Annotated in this window: 23 protein-coding genes; 15 read left to right on the forward strand and 8 right to left on the reverse strand. The window is 29.2% G+C overall.

The genetic code is table 11. The features are described 5' to 3' along the window. Positions 1–220: 220 nt before the first annotated feature. The 4 genes from cysS to Q0L44_RS06650 are packed head-to-tail and all read left to right on the forward strand — an operon-like array spanning position 221 to position 3,160. Positions 221–1,699, forward strand: coding sequence for a cysteine--tRNA ligase (gene cysS / locus Q0L44_RS06635; protein ID WP_296636922.1), 1,479 nt, complete (start codon positions 221–223; stop codon positions 1,697–1,699). Positions 1,700–1,740: 41 nt separating this feature from the next. Further along, complete coding sequence (gene yidD, locus Q0L44_RS06640; RefSeq protein WP_296636925.1) at positions 1,741–1,980, forward strand: membrane protein insertion efficiency factor YidD; 240 nt, start codon at positions 1,741–1,743, stop codon at positions 1,978–1,980. 24 nt (positions 1,981–2,004) lie between these two features. Beyond that, positions 2,005–2,841 carry a prolipoprotein diacylglyceryl transferase gene (gene lgt / locus Q0L44_RS06645; protein ID WP_296636928.1) on the forward strand — a complete coding sequence of 279 codons (837 nt, stop codon included), beginning with the start codon at positions 2,005–2,007 and terminating at the stop codon, positions 2,839–2,841. Between the two features lie 4 nt (positions 2,842–2,845). Further along, positions 2,846–3,160, forward strand: a complete 315-nt coding sequence (locus Q0L44_RS06650; protein WP_296636930.1) for a DUF6787 family protein — start codon at positions 2,846–2,848, stop codon at positions 3,158–3,160. Here Q0L44_RS06650 and Q0L44_RS06655 read toward each other — a convergent pair. Then, complete coding sequence (locus tag Q0L44_RS06655) at positions 3,157–3,435, reverse strand: hypothetical protein (RefSeq protein WP_296636933.1); 279 nt, start codon at positions 3,433–3,435, stop codon at positions 3,157–3,159. The genes Q0L44_RS06650 and Q0L44_RS06655 overlap by 4 nt on opposite strands. A gap of 76 nt (positions 3,436–3,511) precedes the next feature. On the opposite strand from Q0L44_RS06655, the gene Q0L44_RS06660 reads away from it, so the two are divergent. Both Q0L44_RS06660 and Q0L44_RS06665 read left to right on the forward strand, forming a co-directional pair. Continuing rightward, positions 3,512–4,147: a CoA pyrophosphatase gene (locus Q0L44_RS06660; RefSeq protein WP_296636935.1), complete on the forward strand. Its 636-nt coding sequence runs from the start codon at positions 3,512–3,514 to the stop codon at positions 4,145–4,147. Between the two features lie 42 nt (positions 4,148–4,189). Further along, on the forward strand, positions 4,190–5,008 hold the full coding sequence (locus Q0L44_RS06665; protein WP_296636937.1) for a lysophospholipid acyltransferase family protein: 819 nt from the start codon (positions 4,190–4,192) through the stop codon (positions 5,006–5,008). A gap of 65 nt (positions 5,009–5,073) precedes the next feature. Here the strand turns inward: Q0L44_RS06665 and fahA are convergent, their stop codons facing one another. Next, positions 5,074–6,351 carry a fumarylacetoacetase gene (gene fahA / locus Q0L44_RS06670; protein ID WP_296636940.1) on the reverse strand — a complete coding sequence of 426 codons (1,278 nt, stop codon included), beginning with the start codon at positions 6,349–6,351 and terminating at the stop codon, positions 5,074–5,076. Between the two features lie 196 nt (positions 6,352–6,547). On the opposite strand from fahA, the gene glyA reads away from it, so the two are divergent. Beyond that, positions 6,548–7,822: a serine hydroxymethyltransferase gene (glyA, locus tag Q0L44_RS06675; protein WP_296636942.1), complete on the forward strand. Its 1,275-nt coding sequence runs from the start codon at positions 6,548–6,550 to the stop codon at positions 7,820–7,822. 118 nt (positions 7,823–7,940) lie between these two features. Here the strand turns inward: glyA and rmuC are convergent, their stop codons facing one another. Continuing rightward, the gene (gene rmuC, locus Q0L44_RS06680) at positions 7,941–9,284 is read right to left on the reverse strand and encodes a DNA recombination protein RmuC (protein WP_296636944.1); all 1,344 of its coding nucleotides are present in this window, start codon (positions 9,282–9,284) and stop codon (positions 7,941–7,943) included. A 42-nt stretch (positions 9,285–9,326) separates the two neighbouring features. Between rmuC and Q0L44_RS06685 the strand changes: the two genes are divergently transcribed. Further along, positions 9,327–9,866, forward strand: a complete 540-nt coding sequence (locus tag Q0L44_RS06685) for a 1-acyl-sn-glycerol-3-phosphate acyltransferase (RefSeq protein ID WP_296636946.1) — start codon at positions 9,327–9,329, stop codon at positions 9,864–9,866. A gap of 37 nt (positions 9,867–9,903) precedes the next feature. Here the strand turns inward: Q0L44_RS06685 and pepT are convergent, their stop codons facing one another. Further along, complete coding sequence (gene pepT, locus Q0L44_RS06690) at positions 9,904–11,151, reverse strand: peptidase T (RefSeq protein ID WP_296636949.1); 1,248 nt, start codon at positions 11,149–11,151, stop codon at positions 9,904–9,906. Positions 11,152–11,210: 59 nt separating this feature from the next. Further along, entirely contained in the window at positions 11,211–12,254 is a 1,044-nt protein-coding gene (locus Q0L44_RS06695; RefSeq protein WP_296636953.1) for an oxidoreductase, read from the reverse strand. 46 nt (positions 12,255–12,300) lie between these two features. Here Q0L44_RS06695 and Q0L44_RS06700 point away from each other — a divergent pair, with 46 nt between their 5' ends. Beyond that, positions 12,301–13,260 (forward strand): patatin-like phospholipase family protein, encoded by a 960-nt coding sequence (locus tag Q0L44_RS06700; RefSeq protein WP_296636955.1) that lies wholly within the window; start codon positions 12,301–12,303, stop codon positions 13,258–13,260. Between the two features lie 2 nt (positions 13,261–13,262). On the opposite strand, the gene Q0L44_RS06705 is transcribed toward Q0L44_RS06700, so the two are convergent. Next, entirely contained in the window at positions 13,263–14,741 is a 1,479-nt protein-coding gene (locus Q0L44_RS06705) for a S41 family peptidase (protein WP_296636958.1), read from the reverse strand. Between the two features lie 189 nt (positions 14,742–14,930). Between Q0L44_RS06705 and Q0L44_RS06710 the strand changes: the two genes are divergently transcribed. From Q0L44_RS06710 to Q0L44_RS06730, 5 genes are all read left to right on the forward strand, one after another. Then, positions 14,931–15,440: an RNA polymerase sigma factor gene (locus Q0L44_RS06710; protein WP_296636960.1), complete on the forward strand. Its 510-nt coding sequence runs from the start codon at positions 14,931–14,933 to the stop codon at positions 15,438–15,440. After that, the gene (locus Q0L44_RS06715) at positions 15,427–15,849 is read left to right on the forward strand and encodes a hypothetical protein (protein WP_296636961.1); all 423 of its coding nucleotides are present in this window, start codon (positions 15,427–15,429) and stop codon (positions 15,847–15,849) included. The genes Q0L44_RS06710 and Q0L44_RS06715 overlap by 14 nt, the downstream gene beginning before the upstream one ends. A 42-nt stretch (positions 15,850–15,891) precedes the next feature. After that, entirely contained in the window at positions 15,892–16,410 is a 519-nt protein-coding gene (locus Q0L44_RS06720) for a DUF4252 domain-containing protein (protein ID WP_296636964.1), read from the forward strand. A gap of 55 nt (positions 16,411–16,465) precedes the next feature. After that, complete coding sequence (locus Q0L44_RS06725; protein WP_296636967.1) at positions 16,466–17,005, forward strand: DUF4252 domain-containing protein; 540 nt, start codon at positions 16,466–16,468, stop codon at positions 17,003–17,005. A gap of 145 nt (positions 17,006–17,150) precedes the next feature. Further along, a complete protein-coding gene (locus tag Q0L44_RS06730; protein ID WP_296636970.1) occupies positions 17,151–19,589 on the forward strand; it encodes a M1 family metallopeptidase in 2,439 nt (812 codons plus the stop codon). 265 nt (positions 19,590–19,854) lie between these two features. On the opposite strand, the gene Q0L44_RS06735 is transcribed toward Q0L44_RS06730, so the two are convergent. Both Q0L44_RS06735 and Q0L44_RS06740 read right to left on the reverse strand, forming a co-directional pair. Further along, the gene (locus Q0L44_RS06735; protein WP_296636973.1) at positions 19,855–20,514 is read right to left on the reverse strand and encodes an HAD family phosphatase; all 660 of its coding nucleotides are present in this window, start codon (positions 20,512–20,514) and stop codon (positions 19,855–19,857) included. A gap of 74 nt (positions 20,515–20,588) precedes the next feature. Beyond that, positions 20,589–21,002 carry a DCC1-like thiol-disulfide oxidoreductase family protein gene (locus tag Q0L44_RS06740; RefSeq protein ID WP_296636976.1) on the reverse strand — a complete coding sequence of 138 codons (414 nt, stop codon included), beginning with the start codon at positions 21,000–21,002 and terminating at the stop codon, positions 20,589–20,591. 217 nt (positions 21,003–21,219) lie between these two features. On the opposite strand from Q0L44_RS06740, the gene Q0L44_RS06745 reads away from it, so the two are divergent. Then, the gene (locus tag Q0L44_RS06745) at positions 21,220–21,912 is read left to right on the forward strand and encodes an ABC transporter ATP-binding protein (RefSeq protein WP_296636978.1); all 693 of its coding nucleotides are present in this window, start codon (positions 21,220–21,222) and stop codon (positions 21,910–21,912) included. The last annotated feature ends 3 nt before the right edge of the window (positions 21,913–21,915 follow it).

A 21,915-nucleotide genomic window follows, 5' to 3' on the forward strand; every position in this document is an offset into this window, starting at 1 on the left:
GTAAAAGAGATGATTTAAATTCTTTAAACTTTTTTAACTAAGCTTCACTTTTCTTAAATTAAATTTTAATCTATCATCAGTTGTGAAAATTTCTTGAAATCTGAGCAGATAAATTAAAAATTTATATTTTCAATTTTTAACAAAAACTTCTAACAAATTCCATTTCGCTATTCTTCTCAAAGTGCCTATCTTTATGCCCTATAAATAGTCACTTATTTTAATGGAACTTTATAAAGAAAATCAGCTTAAAATATACAATTCTCTATCTAAATCTAAAGAGGGTTTTAAACCAATTACTGAAGGTTATGTAGGTATGTATGTCTGTGGACCAACAGTTTATAGCAATGCACATTTAGGTAACGTAAGAACATTTATGTTTTTTGATGTTGTATATCGTTACTTACTACATTTAGGTTATAAAGTTCGTTATGTACGTAATATTACAGATGCAGGTCATTTAGAAAACGATGCAGAAGAAGGAGAAGATAAAATTACCAAAAAAGCACGTTTAGAAGAGATAGAGCCTATGGAGGTTGTGCAGAAATACACAGTAGACTTTCATAATGTTTTAGAAAATTACAATTTTTTACCACCAAGTATAGAGCCAACTGCAACAGGTCATATTGTAGAACAGATAGAAATGATTAAGGAAATCATGGAAAAAGGTTTTGCTTACGAAGTAAATGGTTCTGTGTATTTTGATGTGCACGAATACAATAAAAAAGAAAATTATGGAATTCTTTCTGGTAGAAAAGTAGAAGATTTAATACACAATACTAGAACTTTAGATGGGCAATCAGATAAGAAAAATCCACAAGATTTTGCACTTTGGAAAAAAGCTGATGACAGACATATTATGAGATGGCCTTCACCTTGGAGTGATGGTTTTCCTGGTTGGCACTTAGAATGTTCTGTAATGAGTACAAAATATTTAGGTGAAAGTTTTGATATTCATGGAGGAGGAATGGATTTGAAGTTTCCTCATCATGAGTGTGAAATTGCACAATCTAAAACGTGTTCTGGTGTAAAACCTGTAAACTATTGGATGCATACAAATATGCTTTCTTTAAATGGTCAAAGAATGGCTAAATCAACAGGAAATTATATTTTGCCCAATCAAATTTTAACAGGTGAGAATACTATTTTACCAAAAGCATTTTCTGCTTCTGTAGTGCGTTTCTTTAATATGCAAGCAAATTATAGAAGTATTTTAGATTTTTCTGGTGATGCTTTAGAAGCTTCAGAAAAAGGATATGCTAAATTAATGGAAGCTGTTGCTTATTTAGATAAAATTGAAGCAGGCAATTCATCTTCATTTGATGTAGAAAGTTGGAAAAATGATTGTTATGCTGCAATGAATGACGATTTTAATACACCTATTTTAATTTCGCATTTGTTTGAGGCAGTAAAATTAATTAATCAAATAAAAGAAGGTAAAGGTTCTTTAACTAAAACTGACTTAGACGTATTAAAAAATACTATAAATGCATTTGTTTTTGATGTTTTAGGCTTAATGAGTGAAGATTCTCAAGACAATACAGATAAAATTAAAGGTGTTGTAGAATTGTTGATTAAATTAAGAAAAGAAGCAAGAGAGAATAAAGATTGGGCTTTATCTGACCAAATTAGAGATGAATTGGTTGAGTTAGGGATTCAGTTAAAAGACGGTAAAGAAGGCACTACATTTTCTATAAATTAAAATACAACCGTAATTTTAAATTATGATTTACGTATAAATAGTTGAAAAAAATACTTTCATATCCGTTTATTTTGCTTGTTCGTTTTTACCAAACAGCAATTTCACCATTTACACCAGCAATCTGCAGGTATAATCCAACTTGTTCTCATTACACTATAGAAGCTTTGCAAAAACATGGCTTATTTTCTGGAGGTTGGTTATCTTTGAAACGAATTTTTAGTTGTCATCCTTGGGGAGGTTCAGGTTATGATCCTGTACCAGAACAATTAGATAAAAAATAATTTACAATTATATAAAATTTTTATATGAATTTTTTAGCAATAGAGTGGAATCCTTCTTTAGGAATAGATTTAGGTTTCTTTACGATCAGATGGTATAGTCTAATGTTTGTAGCCTCTTTTTTATTAGGATTACATTTTATGAAGAAAGTTTTTAAAAATGATCAAATTCCTTTAGAAAAATTAGATACATTATTTATGTATGTATTCATATCGATGTTAGTTGGTATGCGATTGGGAGATGTGTTTTTCTATAGTTGGGATTATTATCAAAACCATTTATTAGAGATAATTATTCCATTTAAGCAAGTAAATGGAACTTGGAAATTTACAGGTTTTACTGGTTTTGCAAGTCATGGAGCTGCAATTTCTATAATTTTAGCCATGTATTTTTACGCTAAAAAACATTTAGAAAAGCCTTGGTTATTTATTTTAGATAGATTAGCAATAATGGTTGCTTTAGCAGGTTTCTTTATAAGGACAGGTAACTTTTTTAATTCAGAGATTTATGGTAAAGCTACTAATTCTGATTTTGGAGTTATTTTTAAAGCCAATGGAGAGGCTTTTGCAAGACACCCAACACAATTATACGAAGCATTTAGCTACCTAGTATTATTTTCTATCCTTTGGTATACATATTGGAAAACAGATAAGAAAAAACAGATAGGTTTTTTATTTGGTGTTTTTATGGTGGTACTTTGGTCTTTACGTTTTTGTATTGAATTTTTAAAGGAAGCGCAAATAGATAGTAGAGAAGACTGGGTATTTAACTCTTTAAATACAGGGCAAGTATTAAGTATTCCTTTAATAATAATTGGTATTTGGTTAATTTTTAGAAAAACCAAAAACACTGAAATAAAATAGCATTATGTTCAAAAAATTAAAAGATAGATGGGGTTTAGAGAGTAATTGGGCCATCCTTGCTATTTTAGTTGTATTTGCCATTAATGGTTCATTTGCAGCTTGGGTTGCAAAACCTATCACAAATTTATTAGGCCTAAGTCCAGAAACAATTTCTGCTTATTTATATTGGCCTTTACGAATTTTATTAATTTTTCCAGTTTATCAGCTTACACTTCCAATAGTGGGTTGGGTATTTGGACAATTTAAATTCTTTTGGGCTTTTGAGAAAAAGTTTTTATCAAGACTAGGTTTAGATTTTCTTTTTAAGAAAGAAGATTAAATATCTATAATCTCAGTTTCTTTGTTTTTGTTTTCTTTCTTAATTACGTATTTGTAAAACCAAATAATAGTAAATGTTGGTATACTATCAGAAAACGGAATGATTTCTTCCAAGAAACTAATGATACCAGCAGCTTTACCTAAATTTCCTTTGTACATTCTAGTCATTAAATAGCCAGATATTGGTGCCCATATTAAATCGAAAGGGAGTATAGTACCCATACCTATTGCATCAAATAGAATACTTAAAATTAATTTTTTATATTTTTTGTTCATACCTTGTTATGTTCAAAGTTCTTGCCAAAATTAATTTTATTCATAATAGCATATTTGTTAAAAGTAATTAATCATAATGGATTTTAAAAAATTTACAAATCAAATAACTGAATTAAAAAAAATAGAATTGGGTGGTTTAGAAGCAAAGTTTAAACTTGCACCAAAACTTAGATTAAAATATGATAAGCAAAAAATAAATGCAAATAATCCAAAAATAGCAGCTGTTTTAGCATTATTTTATCCTAATAAAAATAACGAAACTTCTATTTTATTAACACAGAGAGCTAGTTACAAAGGAACGCATTCATCTCAAATAAGTTTTCCAGGAGGTAAAGTTGAGAAGAATGACAAAAGTTTAGCTCAAACAGCTTTAAGAGAGACGTTTGAGGAAGTAGGAGTTCTACAAAATTCTGTTGAAATTATAAGAGAAATAACCACAGTTTACATTCCGCCTAGTAATTTTTTAGCAACACCCTTTATTGCATTTACACTTCATATTCCAACCTTTAAAACTAACCATGAGGTAACTGAAATTATTGAAATTACATTAAAAGAGTTACTTTCTGATGATAACATTATTTCTGTAACTAAGAATACTTCTTATATGAAAGCGACAAAAGTTCCTGCTTTTTCTATTCGAAATAAGATTATTTGGGGAGCTACAGGTATGATGCTTTCAGAAATTAAAGATTTATTAAAGGCGGTTAATTAAAGAATTGTTTTGTAAATTTACCAACTTATAAATTATTTTTTAATGCCAATACTTAAAAGAAATCCCTTTGGTCATCTTTTATTTTTTAAAAAAATGATTATTCGAATTTTTGGTATCATTTCTCATGGGAGGTACCGAAAATTTAATAATTTGCAGATAGAAGGTTCAGAAATATTGAGAAACTTGCCAGAAAAGAACGTGCTCTTTATTTCTAATCATCAAACTTATTTTGCTGATGTAGCTGCCATGTTTCATGTATTCAATGCCTCTTTAAGTGGTAGAGAAGATTCTATAAAAAATATAGGGTATATCTGGCATCCAAAATTAAATATTTATTTTGTAGCTGCTGGTGAAACTATGAAATCCGGAATTTTACCAAAACTTTTTGCATATGCAGGTTCTGTCTCTATTGATAGAACATGGAGAAGTGGGGGTAAAGATGTTAAAAGACAAGTAAAAAACTCAGATATTTCTAATATTGGTAAAGCCATCGAAGATGGTTGGGTTATTACATTTCCTCAAGGAACTACAACGCCATTTAAACCAATTAGAAGAGGAACAGCACATATAATAAAGACTTTTAAACCTGTTGTAGTACCAATTGTTATAGATGGTTTTAGAAGATCCTTTGATAAAAAAGGATTAAGCATTAAAAGGAAGAACGTTTTACAATCTATGGTGATTAAAGAGCCGTTAAAAATTGATTACGATAATGAAGAAATTGCTGATATTGTTACAAAGATTGAGTATGCAATAGAGCAACATCCTTCATTTTTAAAAGTGCTTTCTCCAGAAGAATCAGAAAAATATTTAAAAACAGAAGAGGAGCTGAATAAGAAAAGAACTTTTTGGAAATCGTAATTTTTTAACAACATAAAAAAAAGCTTCACAATTTGTGAAGCTTTTTTTATGCCCAAAATTTGTTGTTATTTTGCAGGTAATATTTTACCTATACACTCACCAAAACCAATTCTTACTTTATCGTTTTTACAATGAGCTCTCATTATTACAGTATCATTGTCGTTTATAAATTTACGAGTAGAACCATCCTTTAAAATGATAGGATTTTGACCTTTCCAAGTCAATTCTAACATAGAACCGAAACTATCTTTAGTAGGTCCAGAAATAGTTCCAGAACCCATCATATCTCCTGCTTCAACAGGGCAACCATTTACTGTATGATGCGCTAACTGCTGAGCCATTGTCCAATACATATATTTAAAGTTAGAATTTGCAACTACAGTTTCTTCACCTTTTTCTGGTTGAATACCAACTTGTAAATGAATATCATAGCTTCCTTTTTCCTCTTGCTTTAGGTAAGGTAAAGGTTCTTGAACTTGTTTTGGGTTGTCTGTTCTAAAAGGCTCTAAGGCATCTAAAGTAACAATCCAAGGTGATATTGTTGAAGCAAAGTTTTTACCTAAGAAAGGCCCTAAAGGAACATATTCCCAAGCTTGTATATCTCTTGCAGACCAATCATTAAATTGTACCAAACCAAATATATATTCTTCTGCTTCTTCAATAGGAATTCTATCTCCTAAAACATTAGCATCTGTTGTAATAAAAGCCATTTCTAATTCAAAATCTACTAATTTAGAAGGACCAAATCCTGGTGTATTTGTTCCTTCTGCAGGTTTTGTCTGTCCATGAGGTCTTCTAATTGGTGTTCCAGATGGTATAATAGATGAACTACGTCCATGATAACCAATAGGTATATGTAACCAGTTAGGTAACAAAGCATTTTCTGGATCTCTAAACAAAGAACCCACATTTGTTGCGTGCTCTTTACTAGCATAAAAATCAGTATAATCGCCAACTGAAACCGGTAATAACATTTCTACCTCATCCATTCTAAAGATAATTTTATCTTTATGTATTGCATTGTCTCTTAAAGAACCGTTAGTAACGTCAAAAACATCTGCTATTCTATTTCTTACAAGGCGCCATGTTTTTCTTCCATCCGCAATAAAATCATTTAAGTTATCTTGTAAGAACATATCATCGGTTAATGGAATACCTTCAAAGTAACCCAATTGATGAAATGCACCTAAATCGATTGCAAAGTTTCCAATTCTACTCCCAATTGTAATAATATCATCTCTAGTTATGAATACACCAAAAGGAATATTTTGTATTGGAAAATCTGAATTTTCATCAACTTTTAACCAAGATTTTCTTTTTGGATTATTTGCAGTTATAATCATTTTATCTAATTTTCAATTTATTCAAACCTACATATTTTTTTATCATTTTTAAACAAAAAAATCTTAAAAAATAAAATTTTATGAGGACATTAATACATTTATCATAATTATTGATAACTTGTTAAAAACATGGAAGGAAACCTTTTTTTAAGATAGCATTTTTAATTATTTTTGTTAATATATAAAATATAGCAAAATGCAAATAGATAATCAAATTTTTGACCTTATTCAAGAAGAAAAGGAAAGACAATTAAATGGTTTAGAATTAATAGCTTCAGAAAATTTTGTAAGTGACCAAGTGATGCAAGCACAGGGGTCTATTTTAACCAATAAATATGCTGAAGGCTATCCTGGAAAAAGATATTATGGAGGTTGTGAAATCGTAGATATTATAGAGCAAATTGCTATAGATAGAGCTAAGGAATTATTCGGAGCTCAATATGTTAACGTTCAACCTCATTCAGGTTCTCAGGCAAATACAGCAGTGTTTGCTGCTCTTTTAAAGCCAGGAGATAAAATTTTAGGTTTCGACTTATCTCATGGAGGGCATTTAACCCACGGTTCCCCAGTAAATTTTTCTGGTAAATTATATAAACCCTCTTTTTATGGTGTAGAAAAAGAAACTGGTGTGTTAGATTATGATAAAATTCAAGAAATAGCTACAGCTGAATTACCAAATCTAATTATTGCTGGTGCCTCTGCATATTCTAGAGATATTGATTTTAAACGCTTTAGAAAAATTGCAGATTCTGTTGGTGCACTTTTAATGGCAGATATTTCACATCCTGCAGGGATGATTGCTAAAGGTATTTTAAACGATCCTATACCTCATTGTCATGTAGTAACTTCTACTACACACAAAACATTAAGAGGTCCTAGGGGAGGAATTATAATGGTAGGTAAAGATTTTGAAAATCCATTCGGAGAGACCTTAAAAAGTGGAAAACCTAAAATGATTTCTACGTTACTTAATTCAGCTGTTTTTCCTGGAAATCAAGGAGGACCGTTAGAACATGTTATTGCAGCTAAAGCTATTGCCTTTGGTGAGGCTTTAACAGACGAATTTTTAGAATATCAAATTCAAGTAAAGGAAAATGCTGCAGCTATGGCTAAGGCATTTGTTGCTAAAGGTTACAATTTAATTTCTGGAGGTACAGATAATCACTGTATGCTTATTGATTTAAGGAATAAAAATATTTCTGGAAAAGATGCAGAAATTGCTTTAGGTAAAGCAGACATTACTGTTAATAAAAATATGGTTCCTTTTGATGATAAAAGCCCTTTTGTAACTTCTGGTATTCGAGTTGGAACTCCAGCAATTACAACACGTGGCTTAAAAACAAAAGATATGATTGCTGTTGTTGATTTTATAGACGAAGCCATACAAAATGCAGCTAATGACGAAGCACTTCACGAAATAGGAGAACGTGTTGCAGAAATGATGGGATCTAGAAGATTATTTGTAATGTAATTAGATTTATTGTTATTTATAAAAAAAGCACCAAGTTAATCTTGGTGCTTTTTTATTTCATTTAAATGTTTTGTAAATAAAAATTTAATAACTACTTACGCACACTTAAATGTTTTTTTTATTCTTCTAATTGTGCTCTATTTATGATATTTTCTGGTATAGACTTCTTAGCTTTTGCACCCATTTTCTTTAATTTCTCTACACTTGTAATAAGGTTTCCTCTACCATCAAAAAGCTTATTCATGGCATTTGAATACTCTTTTTTACTATCATCTATTCTTTTTCCAATTCCAACTAAATCTGCTAACAGACCTTGAAATTTGTCGTAAAGTGCTCCTGCTTGCCTAGCAATTTCTATCGCGTTCTTTTGTTGCTTTTCATTATTCCACATTGAGTCTATAGTTCTTAAAGTAGCTAATAGTGTAGAAGGTGTAACAATAACAATGTTTTTTTCAAAAGCTTTATTGTATAAATGATTATCTGCATTTAAAGCTACTGCAAATGCAGGTTCAATAGGAATAAAGAGTAACACAAAATCTGGAGATTCTATTTGATAAAGGTCTTCATATTTCTTGTCAGATAGTTGCTCTATATGTCTTTTTAATGAGTTTAAGTGCTCTTTTAGATATTGGTTTTTTAAGGAATCTTCTTCCTCATTTATGTATCTTTCATAGGCAATTAATGAAACTTTTGAATCTACAATCATTTTTTTGTTATCTGGTAACTGTATTACAACATCTGGCAATAACCTTTTACCTTCATCTGTTGTAAAACTTTGTTGAATAAAATATTCTCTGTCTTTTTCTAAGCCTGATTTTTCTAAGACACGTTCTAAAACTAATTCGCCCCAATTTCCTTGCATTTTAGAGTCTCCTTTTAGAGCTTTAGTAAGATTAATAGTGTCTTTACTCATCTGTGCATTCAGTTCCTTTAAATGCTCTAGTTGTGTTTTTAATGCAGACTGAAAGCCAGCTCTTTTTTCGTCACTATCTGTAACTTTTTTTTCAAAGGTTTGGATTTTTTTTTCTAAAGGTTCTAAAATGTTTTTAATATTTTCTTTATTCTGATCTGTGAATTTTATTGATTTTTCTTCTAAAATTTTGTTTGCCAAGACTTCAAAATCGTTGGTGAATTTCTTTTGTAAATTTTCTACTTCATTTTTATGTTCGACTAGTGTTTTTTGTAAATATTTAATTTCTGAGTCTTGCGTACTGTTTTTTTGAAGTAAGCTTTCTTTTTGTAACTGATATTCCTTTATTTGTTTTTGACTTTCTTTTGTATTAATCTCATTTATTTCTTTGGCTTGTTGTAATAAAATAATGCGTTCTTCAAAAGTTGATTTTTCTTTTTCTAAACTTGTCTTTTCTTTTTCAAAATTAATATTTGCTAGTAATTTACCAACATATAGCCCTATAAGGCTAAAAATCAGTGCAATTAAAAAGTATGTTATTAATTCTATCATTCTATCAATTTTAGTTCTTAAATTTAACACTTTTAAAATAGAATGAAAAGATTTTCAAAATTTATATTCTTTACTGTCTTAGGTTGGCAAATACAAGGCTCTTTTCCAAAAGACCTTAAAAAATACGTCGTTATTGCAGCACCGCACACTAGTTGGTTAGATTTTCCGATTGCTATCTTAACTAGATTATGTACTGGTGCTATGATTCATTTTATAGGAAAAGCTTCATTGTTTAAAGGGCCTTTTGGTTTTGTTTTTAGAGCTTTAGGAGGAACGCCAGTAAATAGAGATAAAAATAATGACATGGTTTCAGCTATTATTACTATGTTTAATGATAGAGAGGAATTTAAATTAGGCTTGTCTCCTGAGGGTACAAGGCAAAAAGTTAAAGAATGGAAAACGGGATTTTATTATATTGCTAAGGGAGCGAATGTTCCTATAGTAATGGCAATTTTAGATTTTGAAAATAAAAAAGTAAAATTATCACTCCCTTATTATACAACAGATAACAAAGAGAGCGATTTTAAATTTTTTAGAGACTATTTTGTAAATGTAAAAGGTAAAAAACCTGAATTATCTTAGTTTTTACTTCTAATATTTAGAAGAAATTTTTTGAAAATTACTTTTTTAAATAATTTAATGCATTTTTATTAGCAACTCCAACAATTACTTCAACAGCTTTACACATAGATTCAGCAGGTATATATTCAAATGGACCATGAAAGTTATGTCCTCCAGCAAAAATATTTGGACATGGCAAACCTTTATAAGAAAGTTGAGAACCATCCGTACCTCCTCTAATTGGTTTAATTAACGGTTTTATACCAATTTCTCTCATAACTTCTTCTACTAGTGTTACAATATGCTTAACAGGGGTTATTTTTTTCTTCATATTGTAATATTGATCTTTGAGTTCGACAGTCACGCAATTATGATGGTATTTTTCATTGATAGATTGTACTATTTTTTCAATTAATTTCTTTCTTTTTTCAAATCGATCATAGTCATGGTCTCTTATAATATACTCTAAAGTAGTTTTTTCTACATTTCCTTTTACATCATGCAGGTGAAAAAAACCTTCATAATTTTCTGTTTGTTCAGGAACTTCTTTACTAGGTAAACTAGTAATAAATTCATTAGCAATCAAAAGGGAGTTTATCATTTTGTTTTTTGCATACCCTGGATGAACAATTTTTCCTTGAAAATAAATTTTTGCACTTGCAGCATTAAAGTTCTCGTATTCTAATTCTCCAATTTGACTTCCATCCATTGTATAAGCCCAATCTGCACCAAATTTATCTACATCAAATAAATGTGCTCCTTTACCTACTTCCTCGTCTGGTGTAAAACAGATTCTAATTTTACCATGTTTTATATGCGGATTTTTTATTAAATACTCCATGGCTGAGACAATTTCTGTAATTCCTGCTTTGTCATCAGCACCTAAAAGTGTAGTTCCGTCTGTTGTAATTATAGTTTGCCCTTTGTATTGTAATAAATCATTAAAATAGCTAGGAGATAGAATGATGTTTTTTTCTTTATTTAAAACAATATCCTTTCCGTCGTAATTTCTTATAATTTGTGGTTTTACATTTGCACCAGTAAAATCTGGGCTAGTATCTAAATGAGAAATAAAACCAATTGTTGGTGTTTTATAAGCTAAATTACTTGGTAGTGTTGCCATAAGGTAGCAATTGTCATCTAAATAAACATCTGATAATCCAATTTTTAATAATTCATCTTTTAAAACTCTAGCCAAATTCCATTGTTTTTTCGTACTTGGAAACTTAGGGTTGTTTGGATCAGATTCAGTATCTATTGTAATATATTTTATAAAACGTTTTGTTATATTTTCTATCTCTATCATTTAATATCTTTATTTTCTATTTAAAAGTAATTGTTTTGTAAACTGACTTTCAAAAAGACTTATTTTAATGCCATTTTTCCAATTTTATTAGCACCACTTAACCAAGCTGTATTTTTATCTGTAAATGTTATTGCATAAAAACCTTTGCTAGAAACATTAACCCAACTTTTTCCTCCGTTATTAGAAAAAGATATTCCAGTTTTACCAACTGCAAAAATCTCTTTCCCATCAGTATCAGGAACATACTGTACAGCACTTTTATAATTTGGATTTCTTTCATTAGAAACTAATTGCCAACTTTCTCCTCCATCTTTAGTAATTGCTTTATTTGCTTTGTTACCTTTTGGTTCAGCGTAATTACCACCAATAATGATTCCACTTTTATCATCATAAAAATCAATTGAATAAATTCCTTGGGGACCATTACCATGTATTATTGGCGTATTGTACACTTGCCATGAATTTCCATAGTCACTAGATTTGAATATTCTTGCTTTTTTTCCGCCTGAAGCAATCCATACTGTACTACCTAAAGTTTTTATATTGGTGTTACTTGCCGCAAAAAAAGCTTCACCCTCCTCTAAAATTGGTAATTGAGAACATGGTGTTTTTTGCCAGGTTTCACCTCCGTTTTTTGTAGTTAAAATAGATGCACAATTTTCTGTAGCATCGCCAACAGCAATACCATGTATGTTATCCTCAAAAAAAGTAATTGCATCATAAAAAACATTTTCATGTTCTTCTTTATAAACTAAGCTAAATTTATCGCTGTATATTTTATACATTAGAGCTGGATTACCAATAGATAACACAAAATAATTTTCACCATTAAATGCAACACCTCTAAAATGTGGCAATAAGGTATCTGAATATACAATACTTTGAAGTTCTAAATCATTATTATTATAGGTTTTAAATCCAACATTTCCTCTAGAACCAGCATAAAAAACTTTTAGACTGTCTTTTGCATGAATTGCTCTGATACTTGAATTTATAACACTAAACTCCTCAATTTCAACCTCTGTCAATACTCTTGGTTTGTATTTTTGTTTGCAGCCAGATAAACAAATAAATGTGAATATAATTAGTGCTACTTCTTTCATTTTTGATATTTTTATACAACTAAAATAAACAAATCATTTAGAGTTCATGAAAAAAGCATTAGTTATTTCTGGAGGAGGAAGCAAAGGAGCATTTGCAGGGGGAGTTGCTCAATATTTAATGAACGAAGAGAATAGGAATTATGATTTATTTTTAGGAACATCAACAGGAAGCTTAATGGTTTCTCATTTAGCTTTAGACATGTTAGACGAGTTAAAAGATTTGTATACCAATGTAAATCAAAAAACAATTTTTAGTAACAATCCATTTAAAATAAAAAGAGTTGCTGGAGAAAAAGTAATAAGTATTAATCATTTTAATGTATTGCTTAACTTTTTAAATGGAAGAAAGACATTTGGTGAGAGTAAAAACTTACGAAAGTTGATAAGAAAACACGTTACTAGAGAGATGTTCAATGAAATTAAAGCAAAAAATAAAGAGATAGTAGTTACAGTATCTAACATTACAGCAAACCAAATTGAGTATAAGTCTAGCAATGAATGTTCTTATGAAGATTTTTTAGATTGGATTTGGAGTTCTTGTAATTATGCTCCTTTTATGAGCATTCTGGAAAAAAATAACCAACAATATGCAGATGGTGGTTTTGGTTCTTTAATACCAATAAGAGAAGCTATTTTAAGAGGTGCAACTGAGATTGATGCAATTATTTTAGAAACCGAAGTTAACCAGTTTAATAGGTTACCTGCAAAAAATCCGTTTTCACTATTATTTGATGTTTTTGATTTTATGCTTACACACGTAGAAAGACATAATATAACTATTGGTAAATTGGCAGCTAATAGTAAAGATGTAAAACTAAATTTGTATTATACACCTACAATTTTAACTACAAATTCTTTAGTTTTTGATCAAAAATTAATGCGCAAATGGTGGTCTTCTGGTTATGCATTTGCGAAAACTAAACAAGATGAGTTTATGAGTGAGTTTAGACCTGATGTTCTTACAGATAAAGAAATAGAAGACGGAGTTAAAAACTTAAAAAAATAAGTTTAGTTTATTTTAATAATAGAATTTTCAGAGATCATATTGTTACTTGCTGGTGATGCTAATTTTGAATTGTAAATTTCTTCAAACTTTATGATTTTTTCAGAATTTAATTTTCCTTTAGCGCCTGTTATAATATAAGTTAGCGTTCTTTCTAAAAGAGGTTCTGAAGGTTCCCCTAAAACACCTAAATTCCCTAAATTTTCTCTTAAATTTATTCCTAAAAGATCTATTCCAGGACTAATTCCATTAGGATAATTTTCATTGTCTTTATTTCTAATTTCCAAAACTAATGGTTGTAAAGCATAAGTATGGTTACTGTTAAAATTTGTTCCACTTTTTCTTAAATTATCTGAATCATATAACGTTAAAGAGCCAACCTGTTTTCCAACAGTTGTTGCACCTACTAATCGTACATCAATGTGAGTGCTTAATGCATTGATTACAAGTTCGGAAGCAGATGCAGTGGAGCCTGATGTAATGATAAATACTCTTTCTAACTCTAAACTATTAATTGCCTCCTTTGAAGTAGTAACTCCATTTTGATCTGTTGTTTTAATTAGGTCTGTAAAATTATTTATAAAAAGTTCAGGTGGATTTGCATTAATTATTTTTGAATTCCAAACTTCTTTAGAATACACTTCATCTTTAAATTGTCCTGTAATCATACTACCTAAATATGTAGCTGATCTTGTAGACCCTCCAGGATTATAACGTAAATCTAAAATTAAGTCAGTTATATTTTGTGCTTTAAATTCAGAAAAAACAGCATTTAGTTCACCATCAAAATTACTAGCAAATTGGTTGTACATTAAATAACCAATTTTTTGATTATTTTCTTCAAATGTTTTATGAATTGCAATTGGATTTTCTTGTAATTCAGTTTTTTGTAAAGTAATTAAATTACCATTCTCAATGGGGTTTCCATTATTGTAATCTGCAAGACCCAAAGTGTAAGTAGTACTTCCAAAAAGAAGAGTATTAAAATTAGTATCTGTTAATTGTTGGCCATTTACAGTTGTAAAAATTTGGCCTCTTTTCATATTTTTTAAGTCTGCATCTGAATTTGGAATAACATAGCGTACATAACCAAATACGTTACTATTATTGGTATTATTCCTTACCAAACCAAATTCTAATCCATTACTTAAATTTAAACCTTGAAAAGATTTTTCTAAAGCCAAATAGTCATCTACAATAATAGAGAATCTATCTTCGGGTCTATTTAATAAATTTTCGAAAACAGACTCAGGTTCAGAAAAACCTCTAAAATAGCTGTATAAATCGTTAAAATTTCCAAAACGATTATCATCTAAATCTGCAACATTTTCTTGCCAGTAATAGAAAACGTTTAATCCTTTCCAAATAAAATAATTAATATCGTCTTGTGTGTTTACTTCTAATGTATCTTCTAGTGGCGTTTTTTCGCAAGTAGCTAGTAAAAATATCTGTAGAATTAAAATGATTTTAAACTTTGATTTCATAACTTACTATTTTGCTAACAGGTATGTAGTTGTTAAACGATCTCTTTTATTATCTTTAAAGAGAAAACGCAATTTAAATCTTTTTCGTCTTTTTTTTATGAAGTTTGTAACAAAATAAATTGATAATCGTCTTAATTATGTAAACCCAATATACTTTAAAGTTAAATATTGGAATAAAAGATACTAATAATGAACCAATCTGACTTTTTAGCAGTTGTTTTACCGTTTAAAGATAAGGTTTTTAGACTAGCAAAACGTTTGTTAGTATCTAGAGAAGAAGCAGAAGATGCTACCCAAGAACTTATTTTTAAATTATGGAAAAACAAAAGTAAAATTGGGAATTATAAGAATGTAGAAGCTTTTGCAATGACCATGACTAAGAATTATTGTTATGATCGTTTAAAAAGTAAACAAGCAAGTAATTTAACATTAGTACATAGTAATTATAAAGAGAAAGAAACTTCTTTAGATAAGAAATTAGAATATCAAGACAGTGTAAACCAAGTGCATCAATTGATAGAGAAATTGCCAGAAAACCAAAAGATTATTATTCAACTTAGAGATGTTGAACAGTACGATTTTGATGAAATCTGTAAAATGGTAAATATGAAACCAACAGCAGTAAGAGTAGCATTATCTAGAGCAAGAAAAACAATAAGAGAAGAATTAACAAAAAAACACAACTATGGAGTTAGCTAACATAGAAAAATTATTAGAAAAGTACGATAATGCAGAAACTACTTTGCAAGAAGAAGTAGCCTTAAGAAACTATTTTACAGAAGGTAATGTAGCTCCACATTTGCAAGAGTATGCCTGTATGTTCGAACACTTTTCTAATACAAAAGAAGATACCTATAAAAGAACTATAAACTTAGTGTCTAAGAAGTCTAAAAAGTTGAACTTTAACTGGTTGTCTTTTGCAGCATCTTTAATGCTTTTATTTAGTGTATATTTTGGTAAACAAGAATATGATAGATATAGGGCAGTAAAAATTTATGCACAAGTAAGTAAAGGTTTGCAGTTGCTTTCTACAAATCTTAAAAAAGGCGAACAAGCAGTGGCACAATTGTATAAACACGAAAGTGTAGTAAATAAAGCATTAAAATAAAACCAAGTAAATTAATAGTAAAACCATGTAAACACAGAGATTATGAAAAAAATAGTAGTATTAATAGTATTTATACTAGCACCAATGTTAACGAGTGCACAATCTATCTTTGATAGTTTTGAAGAAATGGATGGCGTAGATATGGTTGTAGTTACCAAAGATGCATTTCAATTATTAAAGAAGTTTCAACCTAAAGATGCAAAGTCTGATGATAATGAAGTATTGCAAGCTTTTGAAATGATTAACGATTTAAATGAATTTAAAATGTTTTCTACAGACGATTTAGCAATTGCAGCTAAAATGGAGAAACTTGTAAATATGTCAATAAAAAAATCAAAGCTTACTGAGTTAATGAGAATTAAACAAGACGACTCACGTGTTAAAATTTATGTAAAAGCAACTTCAAATAAAGACTATGTAAGTGAAGTATTGATGTTTGTTAAAGGAATAGACAAAAAAACAAAAGGAATGTCTGAAGCAATGGTGATGTCTTTAACCGGTAATATAGACACTAATAAAATGTCTGAATTCACAGATAAGATTGTAAAAGAAAACAAGTAAAAACTTTAAAATATGTTGGGTGTAAAAGCCCAACTTTTAATTATAAAATATTCAAATGAAAAAATTAACCACAGTATTTTCTTTTCTATTTGTTGTATTACTAATAAGTTCTTGTAAAAATGATAAATCTTTACAGAACTATTTAGTAGATACTAGTGGTAAAGAAGGTTTCTATACAGGAGATATTCCTGTAAGTTCAGTATTATCTCCAAAAGCAGATGTATCTGAAGATGTAAAAGAAACTATGCAAAGCATTAAAAAAATTAACGTTGTTTTTTTACCTAAAACAGCAGCAAATGAAATCTCATACGAAACTGAGAAAGCCAAGTTAAAAGAAATCTTTAAAGATAATCAAGACTACAAGAGTTTAATGGCCATGAAATTAAAAGGTATGAATGTATCTGTTTTTTATTCTGGTAAAACAGAAGCTATAGATGAAATAGTAGCTTTTGGTTATGGAGACCAAAATGGAGTAGGGGTTATTCGTTTATTAGGTGATGATATGGATCCTTCTAAAGTTATAAAAATGTTGAGTAATGTAGAAATGGATCAAAATAGCCTTGGAAGTTTAGGTAACATTTTTAACGCGAATTAATTTAGTTTTTTCTCAAACTTTAGAAAGTAAGAGAGTCAAAATTTTAAAATTTTGACTCTCTTCTTTTTTGTATAATTAATTTAACTGAGCATTAACAGCTTCTACAAAGAGATTTACTATTTTTGAAGCTCAAAGAAAATATTTTATGAAGTTTTGCAATATATTTCTTTTAAACCTCTTTCTTTTTAGTGCGTCAATTGTAGCACAAACAACAACGTATAGAGCAGAAAAAGAAAAAAAGCACAATCTAATTCACACAAAATTAAACGTAGATTTTAATTTTGATGATAAAACTATGAATGGTGAAGCATGGATAACAGCTAAACCCCATTTTTACGCAACTAATACAATAGCTTTAGATGCAAATGCAATGCTTATTCATGAAGTTTCTTTGAATAACAAAGTACTTTCTTATGATTATAATGAGTATGTTTTAGAAATAGAATTGCCAAAAACATATACAAAAAACGAAGAATTTACCATTTATATAAAATATACAGCAAGACCGGAAAAAGTAAAAGATGAAGGAGTTAAAGCCATTACAGACGCAAAAGGTTTGTATTTTATAAATGCTGATGGTAAACAAAAGAATAAATCTATTCAAATTTGGACACAAGGTGAAACTCAAGCAAATTCTGCTTGGTTCCCCACAATAGATGCTCCAAATCAAAAGATGACTCAAGAGCTATTTATTACGGTGCCTAATAAATACCAAACATTATCTAATGGAACTTTGGTAAATCAAACTAAAAAAGGCAATAATAGGACAGATTATTGGAAGCAAGATAAAAAACATGCTCCTTATTTAGCTTTTATAGGGGTTGGAGAATTTGCAATCATAGAAGATAATTACAAAAACATTCCGGTAAATTATTATGTAGAAAAAGAATATGCGCCTTATGCTAAAGATATTTTTGGATTAACACCAGAAATGATTGGGTTCTTCTCAGAAAAGTTAGGTGTAGATTATCCTTGGGCTAAATACAGCCAAATTGTAGTTAAAGATTATGTTTCAGGAGCTATGGAGAATACAACTGCAGTGGTTCATGATGAGCAAGCTTATCAGAAGCCTGGGCAATTAATCGATAATAATTTACAAGAAAACAACATTGCCCATGAAATTTTTCATCATTGGTTTGGTAATTTAGTAACTTCAGAAAGCTGGTCTAACTTAACGTTAAACGAGTCTTTTGCTAATTACGGAGAGTATTTATGGAGAGCACATAAATATGGTAAAACTGACGCTGAAATGCATTACTATGAACAAGTAGAAGCGTATAAAAATGGTCAAAATCAAGATAAAAATTTAGTTCGTTTTACATATGATGAAAGAGAAGAATTGTTCGATTTAGTGAGTTATAATAAAGGTGGCGCAATTTTGCACATGCTTAGAACTTATTTAGGGGATGATGCTTTTTTTCAAGGATTAAAAATGTATTTAGAAACGTATAAATATGATACTGCAGAAGTACACCAATTACGTTTAATATTTGAGAAAATTACTGGTCAAGATTTAAATTGGTTTTTTAATCAGTGGTATTTTGGAGCCAACCATCCTAATATTGAAATTTCTTATGATTACAATACGTTAAGAAAAACAGTTACAGTAAACATAAAACAAATACAAACTCAAACATTTAAGTTTCCTTTTGTTATTGATATTTTTGAAGGTTCTAAAAAAACAAGACATACCGTATTTGTAGCATCTAATGATGCATCTTTTACCTTTTCTTATAACAAGCAGCCTAATTTAATTCAAGTAAATGCTGATAACGTTTTGGTTTGTAATCTTTATGAAAATAAGATTTTAAGCGAATATATTTTTCAATTGAAGAATGCAGATAATTTTGCTCATAGAAGAGAAGCACTATTTCAAGTAGCTTCTAAACAAGATGATAAAAATGCATTTAATGCTATTGTAAATGCCTTAGATGATGATGCTTATAAAATTAGAATATTAGCTTTACAGCAGATAGATTTAATTAATAAATTTTCTAAAAAAGATGCTATTCGTAAAATTATGAGAATGGCTAATAATGACGATAAAACATTAGTACAAGCAGAAGCTCTAAGTACTTTAGGGAAGTTAACAGACCCAGAATTAAAGCCAATTTTCGAAAAAGCTTTACAAAGCGAATCGTATTCTGTGTTGGGTAAAGCTTTAGTATCTATGTATTATATAGATAAGTCTTTGGCCATTAAAAAATCTAAAGAATTACCAGATGAAGTTCGTAAAATTTTGGCAACACCATTAACTAGAATCTTTATTGAGGCTAAAGACGAATCAGAATTGCCTTTTGTTGCAAGAAGCGTGGTTTCTGGAATGTTCTTAGCTAATGATGATACAGCTAAGGCTTTATATCAAAAAGCTTTTGATCTAATTGCTGTAAGTAATAATATAGAGGCTATTCAGAATTTGGTAGATGATATGGTTGTAAAAGGTAAACAATACACAGGTTTTAATTTTGATAAAGTGATGATTAATTTAATGCGTAAAATGATTGATCAGCAAAAGAAAGAAAGTAAGCCTAACTATTTAAGAAATATAGAAATAATTAAAACTGCAATGGCTAAACTATTGTAAGCGTTTAAGAATTGTTAGATATCCATTCTGCAGCTTGTGGCCATAATTCTTTTTTAAATTTTAATATACTACTGTGTTCATAATTTTCTAAGTTTTCTATTTCTTTAGCAGGATAGAATAACTTTTTTTAAAAAAGGTAATTAAAGATTTTTATTTTAAAATATATTATGAATTAATATGTATACTTGCCTATGATTTGGTTATTCATATTTTCAAAGTGCAATTGTTTCTGGATCATTAGTGGTAAGATGGATCAAATCTTCCATCAAAATAACTCAGATTTTAAGCTTGAAAAACTATCAGTAATAAGATTTGCATTTTCTAAGGTTTGGTCTTCAGTCATCGGATTTTGATAACCTACTACAAAAATACCAGCATCATTTGCAGCTCTTATGCCATTGTCAGAATCTTCAATTACGATGCAATTTTTTTTAGGTACTTCACTTAAAATTGCTGCTTTTTCAAAAATTTCAGGATTAGGTTTAGACTCCTTTAAATCTGCTCCACTAATTTTTCCCTTAAAATATTGATGAAGATTAAACCTTGTAAAAACTCTATTAATATTAATCATTGCAGAAGATGAGGCTAATACTAATGTAATTTGATTATTGTATAAATGTTTTATTAAATCTTCCACACCACTTACTAGATGAAGAGTAGGATCATTCTCAAAGAAATTTACATATCTCTTTCTTTTATCTAAAACCAAATCTTCTGGATTTAAATCTAACTTAAAATGATGTATCAATTTTTGAAAAGCGTTTATAGTAGAAGAGCCAGTTAAAGTTTTATACAATTTGTCAGAAACGTTAACCCCAATTGAATTAAATGTTTCATAGTATGCTTTTTTATGAATTTCTTCAGAGTCAATAATAACTCCGTCCATATCGAAAATCACACAATGTATTGGCTCTAGAAGCTTCATTTAAGAACTATTTTTTTCAAATCACAATTTCTAAAAAAAATACTGAAAGACCATAACTACTTCATACTATTTTTTTAAATAAATTTATCTTTGAAAGAGGAGTTTGGTAAATCACACTGCTCTTTTTTTCCAAACCATTGGTATCTTTTTTCGGCAATAAAATCATAGACAAAATCTCTAAACCATTTTGGTAAAATCAAAAAAACTATAGAAATCAACCAAAACCCGCCCAGTTCTTTAGCTATAAGTAATGCTGCAGAAGATTTTAGCTCATACGTAATGTTTGGTTCGTAGAGTATAATTGAATCTATTTTAGAGGTATTAATACCCAGATGTTTTATGATTTTTTTTCCAGACTCGGAATCTAAAGCTGCAAATACAAAAACATTCCTTTTGTCATGTTTAATAATTGTTAATACAGCATTATTACACAAGTTACAAATACCATCAAAAAGAATTATTTTTTTGTCTTTAGAAATGTTGTCCATTTTTTCTGGATTTACTGCTAATTTAAGATTTTTTTCAAACCAATAATTTATAAATTTTAACTTATTTATTGAATAAATAAAAACTTTTTTAATTTTTATGTAACATTCATACATCTAATCCGTCTTATGGTTGTAATAGTATAGCACAGGCTTTTAACAAAAAATTAATGAGAGTTTCTAATCGCTTTCAATACTTTAGTATAAAATTAATCAACCCATGATAAAAATAGAAAAACTACATAAATCTTATCCAATTGGAAAAGACTCTTTACACGTTTTAAAAGGTATTGATTTACACATTAAAGAAGGAGAATTTGTTTCTATTATGGGGTCTTCAGGTTCAGGAAAATCAACTTTATTGAATATAGTTGGTTTGTTAGATATTCATGATGAAGGTCATTATTATCTAAATGGGCAGTTAATAAAAGATATGAACGAGAAGAAAGCAGCATTACTTAGAAATAAGTTTTTAGGCTTTGTCTTTCAGTCGTTTAATTTAATATCTTACAAAACAGCTTTAGAAAATGTTGCATTACCATTGTATTATAAAGGAATGGGAAGAAAAGAACGTTTACAAGTAGCTTTAGATTATTTAGAAAAAGTAGGCTTAAAAGATTGGGCTAATCATTTACCTAATGAACTTTCTGGAGGTCAGAAACAGCGTGTTGCAATTGCAAGAGCTTTGGTTACAAAACCGAAAGTTGTTTTAGCAGATGAGCCAACAGGAGCTTTAGATTCTACAACAACAGATTCTGTAATGGATTTATTAAAAGACATTAATAATGAAGGAATGACGGTTTTCGTGATTACTCACGAAGAAGAAGTTGCAGAACAAACCAAAAGAATTGTTCGTTTAAAAGATGGTGTAATTATTAGTGACGAATTTACAAAAGCTTCTAAAGCAGTCTAAATT

This window comes from Polaribacter sp., from assembly GCF_024639685.1.
GTDB lineage: Bacteria > Bacteroidota > Bacteroidia > Flavobacteriales > Flavobacteriaceae > Polaribacter.

Coding starts and splice junctions, on each gene's coding strand:
- Q0L44_RS06660 (WP_296636935.1), top strand. CDS start 3,512: ATGGATTTTAAAAAATTTACAAATCAAATAACTGAATTAAAAAAAATA.
- pepT (WP_296636949.1), bottom strand. CDS start 11,151: ATGATAGAGATAGAAAATATAACAAAACGTTTTATAAAATATATTACA.
- Q0L44_RS06730 (WP_296636970.1), top strand. CDS start 17,151: ATGAAGTTTTGCAATATATTTCTTTTAAACCTCTTTCTTTTTAGTGCG.
- Q0L44_RS06740 (WP_296636976.1), bottom strand. CDS start 21,002: ATGGACAACATTTCTAAAGACAAAAAAATAATTCTTTTTGATGGTATT.
- Q0L44_RS06665 (WP_296636937.1), top strand. CDS start 4,190: ATGCCAATACTTAAAAGAAATCCCTTTGGTCATCTTTTATTTTTTAAA.
- lgt (WP_296636928.1), top strand. CDS start 2,005: ATGAATTTTTTAGCAATAGAGTGGAATCCTTCTTTAGGAATAGATTTA.
- Q0L44_RS06705 (WP_296636958.1), bottom strand. CDS start 14,741: ATGAAATCAAAGTTTAAAATCATTTTAATTCTACAGATATTTTTACTA.
- Q0L44_RS06710 (WP_296636960.1), top strand. CDS start 14,931: ATGAACCAATCTGACTTTTTAGCAGTTGTTTTACCGTTTAAAGATAAG.
- Q0L44_RS06655 (WP_296636933.1), bottom strand. CDS start 3,435: ATGAACAAAAAATATAAAAAATTAATTTTAAGTATTCTATTTGATGCA.
- Q0L44_RS06720 (WP_296636964.1), top strand. CDS start 15,892: ATGAAAAAAATAGTAGTATTAATAGTATTTATACTAGCACCAATGTTA.
- Q0L44_RS06700 (WP_296636955.1), top strand. CDS start 12,301: ATGAAAAAAGCATTAGTTATTTCTGGAGGAGGAAGCAAAGGAGCATTT.
- cysS (WP_296636922.1), top strand. CDS start 221: ATGGAACTTTATAAAGAAAATCAGCTTAAAATATACAATTCTCTATCT.
- Q0L44_RS06745 (WP_296636978.1), top strand. CDS start 21,220: ATGATAAAAATAGAAAAACTACATAAATCTTATCCAATTGGAAAAGAC.
- glyA (WP_296636942.1), top strand. CDS start 6,548: ATGCAAATAGATAATCAAATTTTTGACCTTATTCAAGAAGAAAAGGAA.
- Q0L44_RS06695 (WP_296636953.1), bottom strand. CDS start 12,254: ATGAAAGAAGTAGCACTAATTATATTCACATTTATTTGTTTATCTGGC.
- Q0L44_RS06735 (WP_296636973.1), bottom strand. CDS start 20,514: ATGAAGCTTCTAGAGCCAATACATTGTGTGATTTTCGATATGGACGGA.
- Q0L44_RS06715 (WP_296636961.1), top strand. CDS start 15,427: ATGGAGTTAGCTAACATAGAAAAATTATTAGAAAAGTACGATAATGCA.
- Q0L44_RS06725 (WP_296636967.1), top strand. CDS start 16,466: ATGAAAAAATTAACCACAGTATTTTCTTTTCTATTTGTTGTATTACTA.
- fahA (WP_296636940.1), bottom strand. CDS start 6,351: ATGATTATAACTGCAAATAATCCAAAAAGAAAATCTTGGTTAAAAGTT.
- Q0L44_RS06650 (WP_296636930.1), top strand. CDS start 2,846: ATGTTCAAAAAATTAAAAGATAGATGGGGTTTAGAGAGTAATTGGGCC.
- Q0L44_RS06685 (WP_296636946.1), top strand. CDS start 9,327: ATGAAAAGATTTTCAAAATTTATATTCTTTACTGTCTTAGGTTGGCAA.
- rmuC (WP_296636944.1), bottom strand. CDS start 9,284: ATGATAGAATTAATAACATACTTTTTAATTGCACTGATTTTTAGCCTT.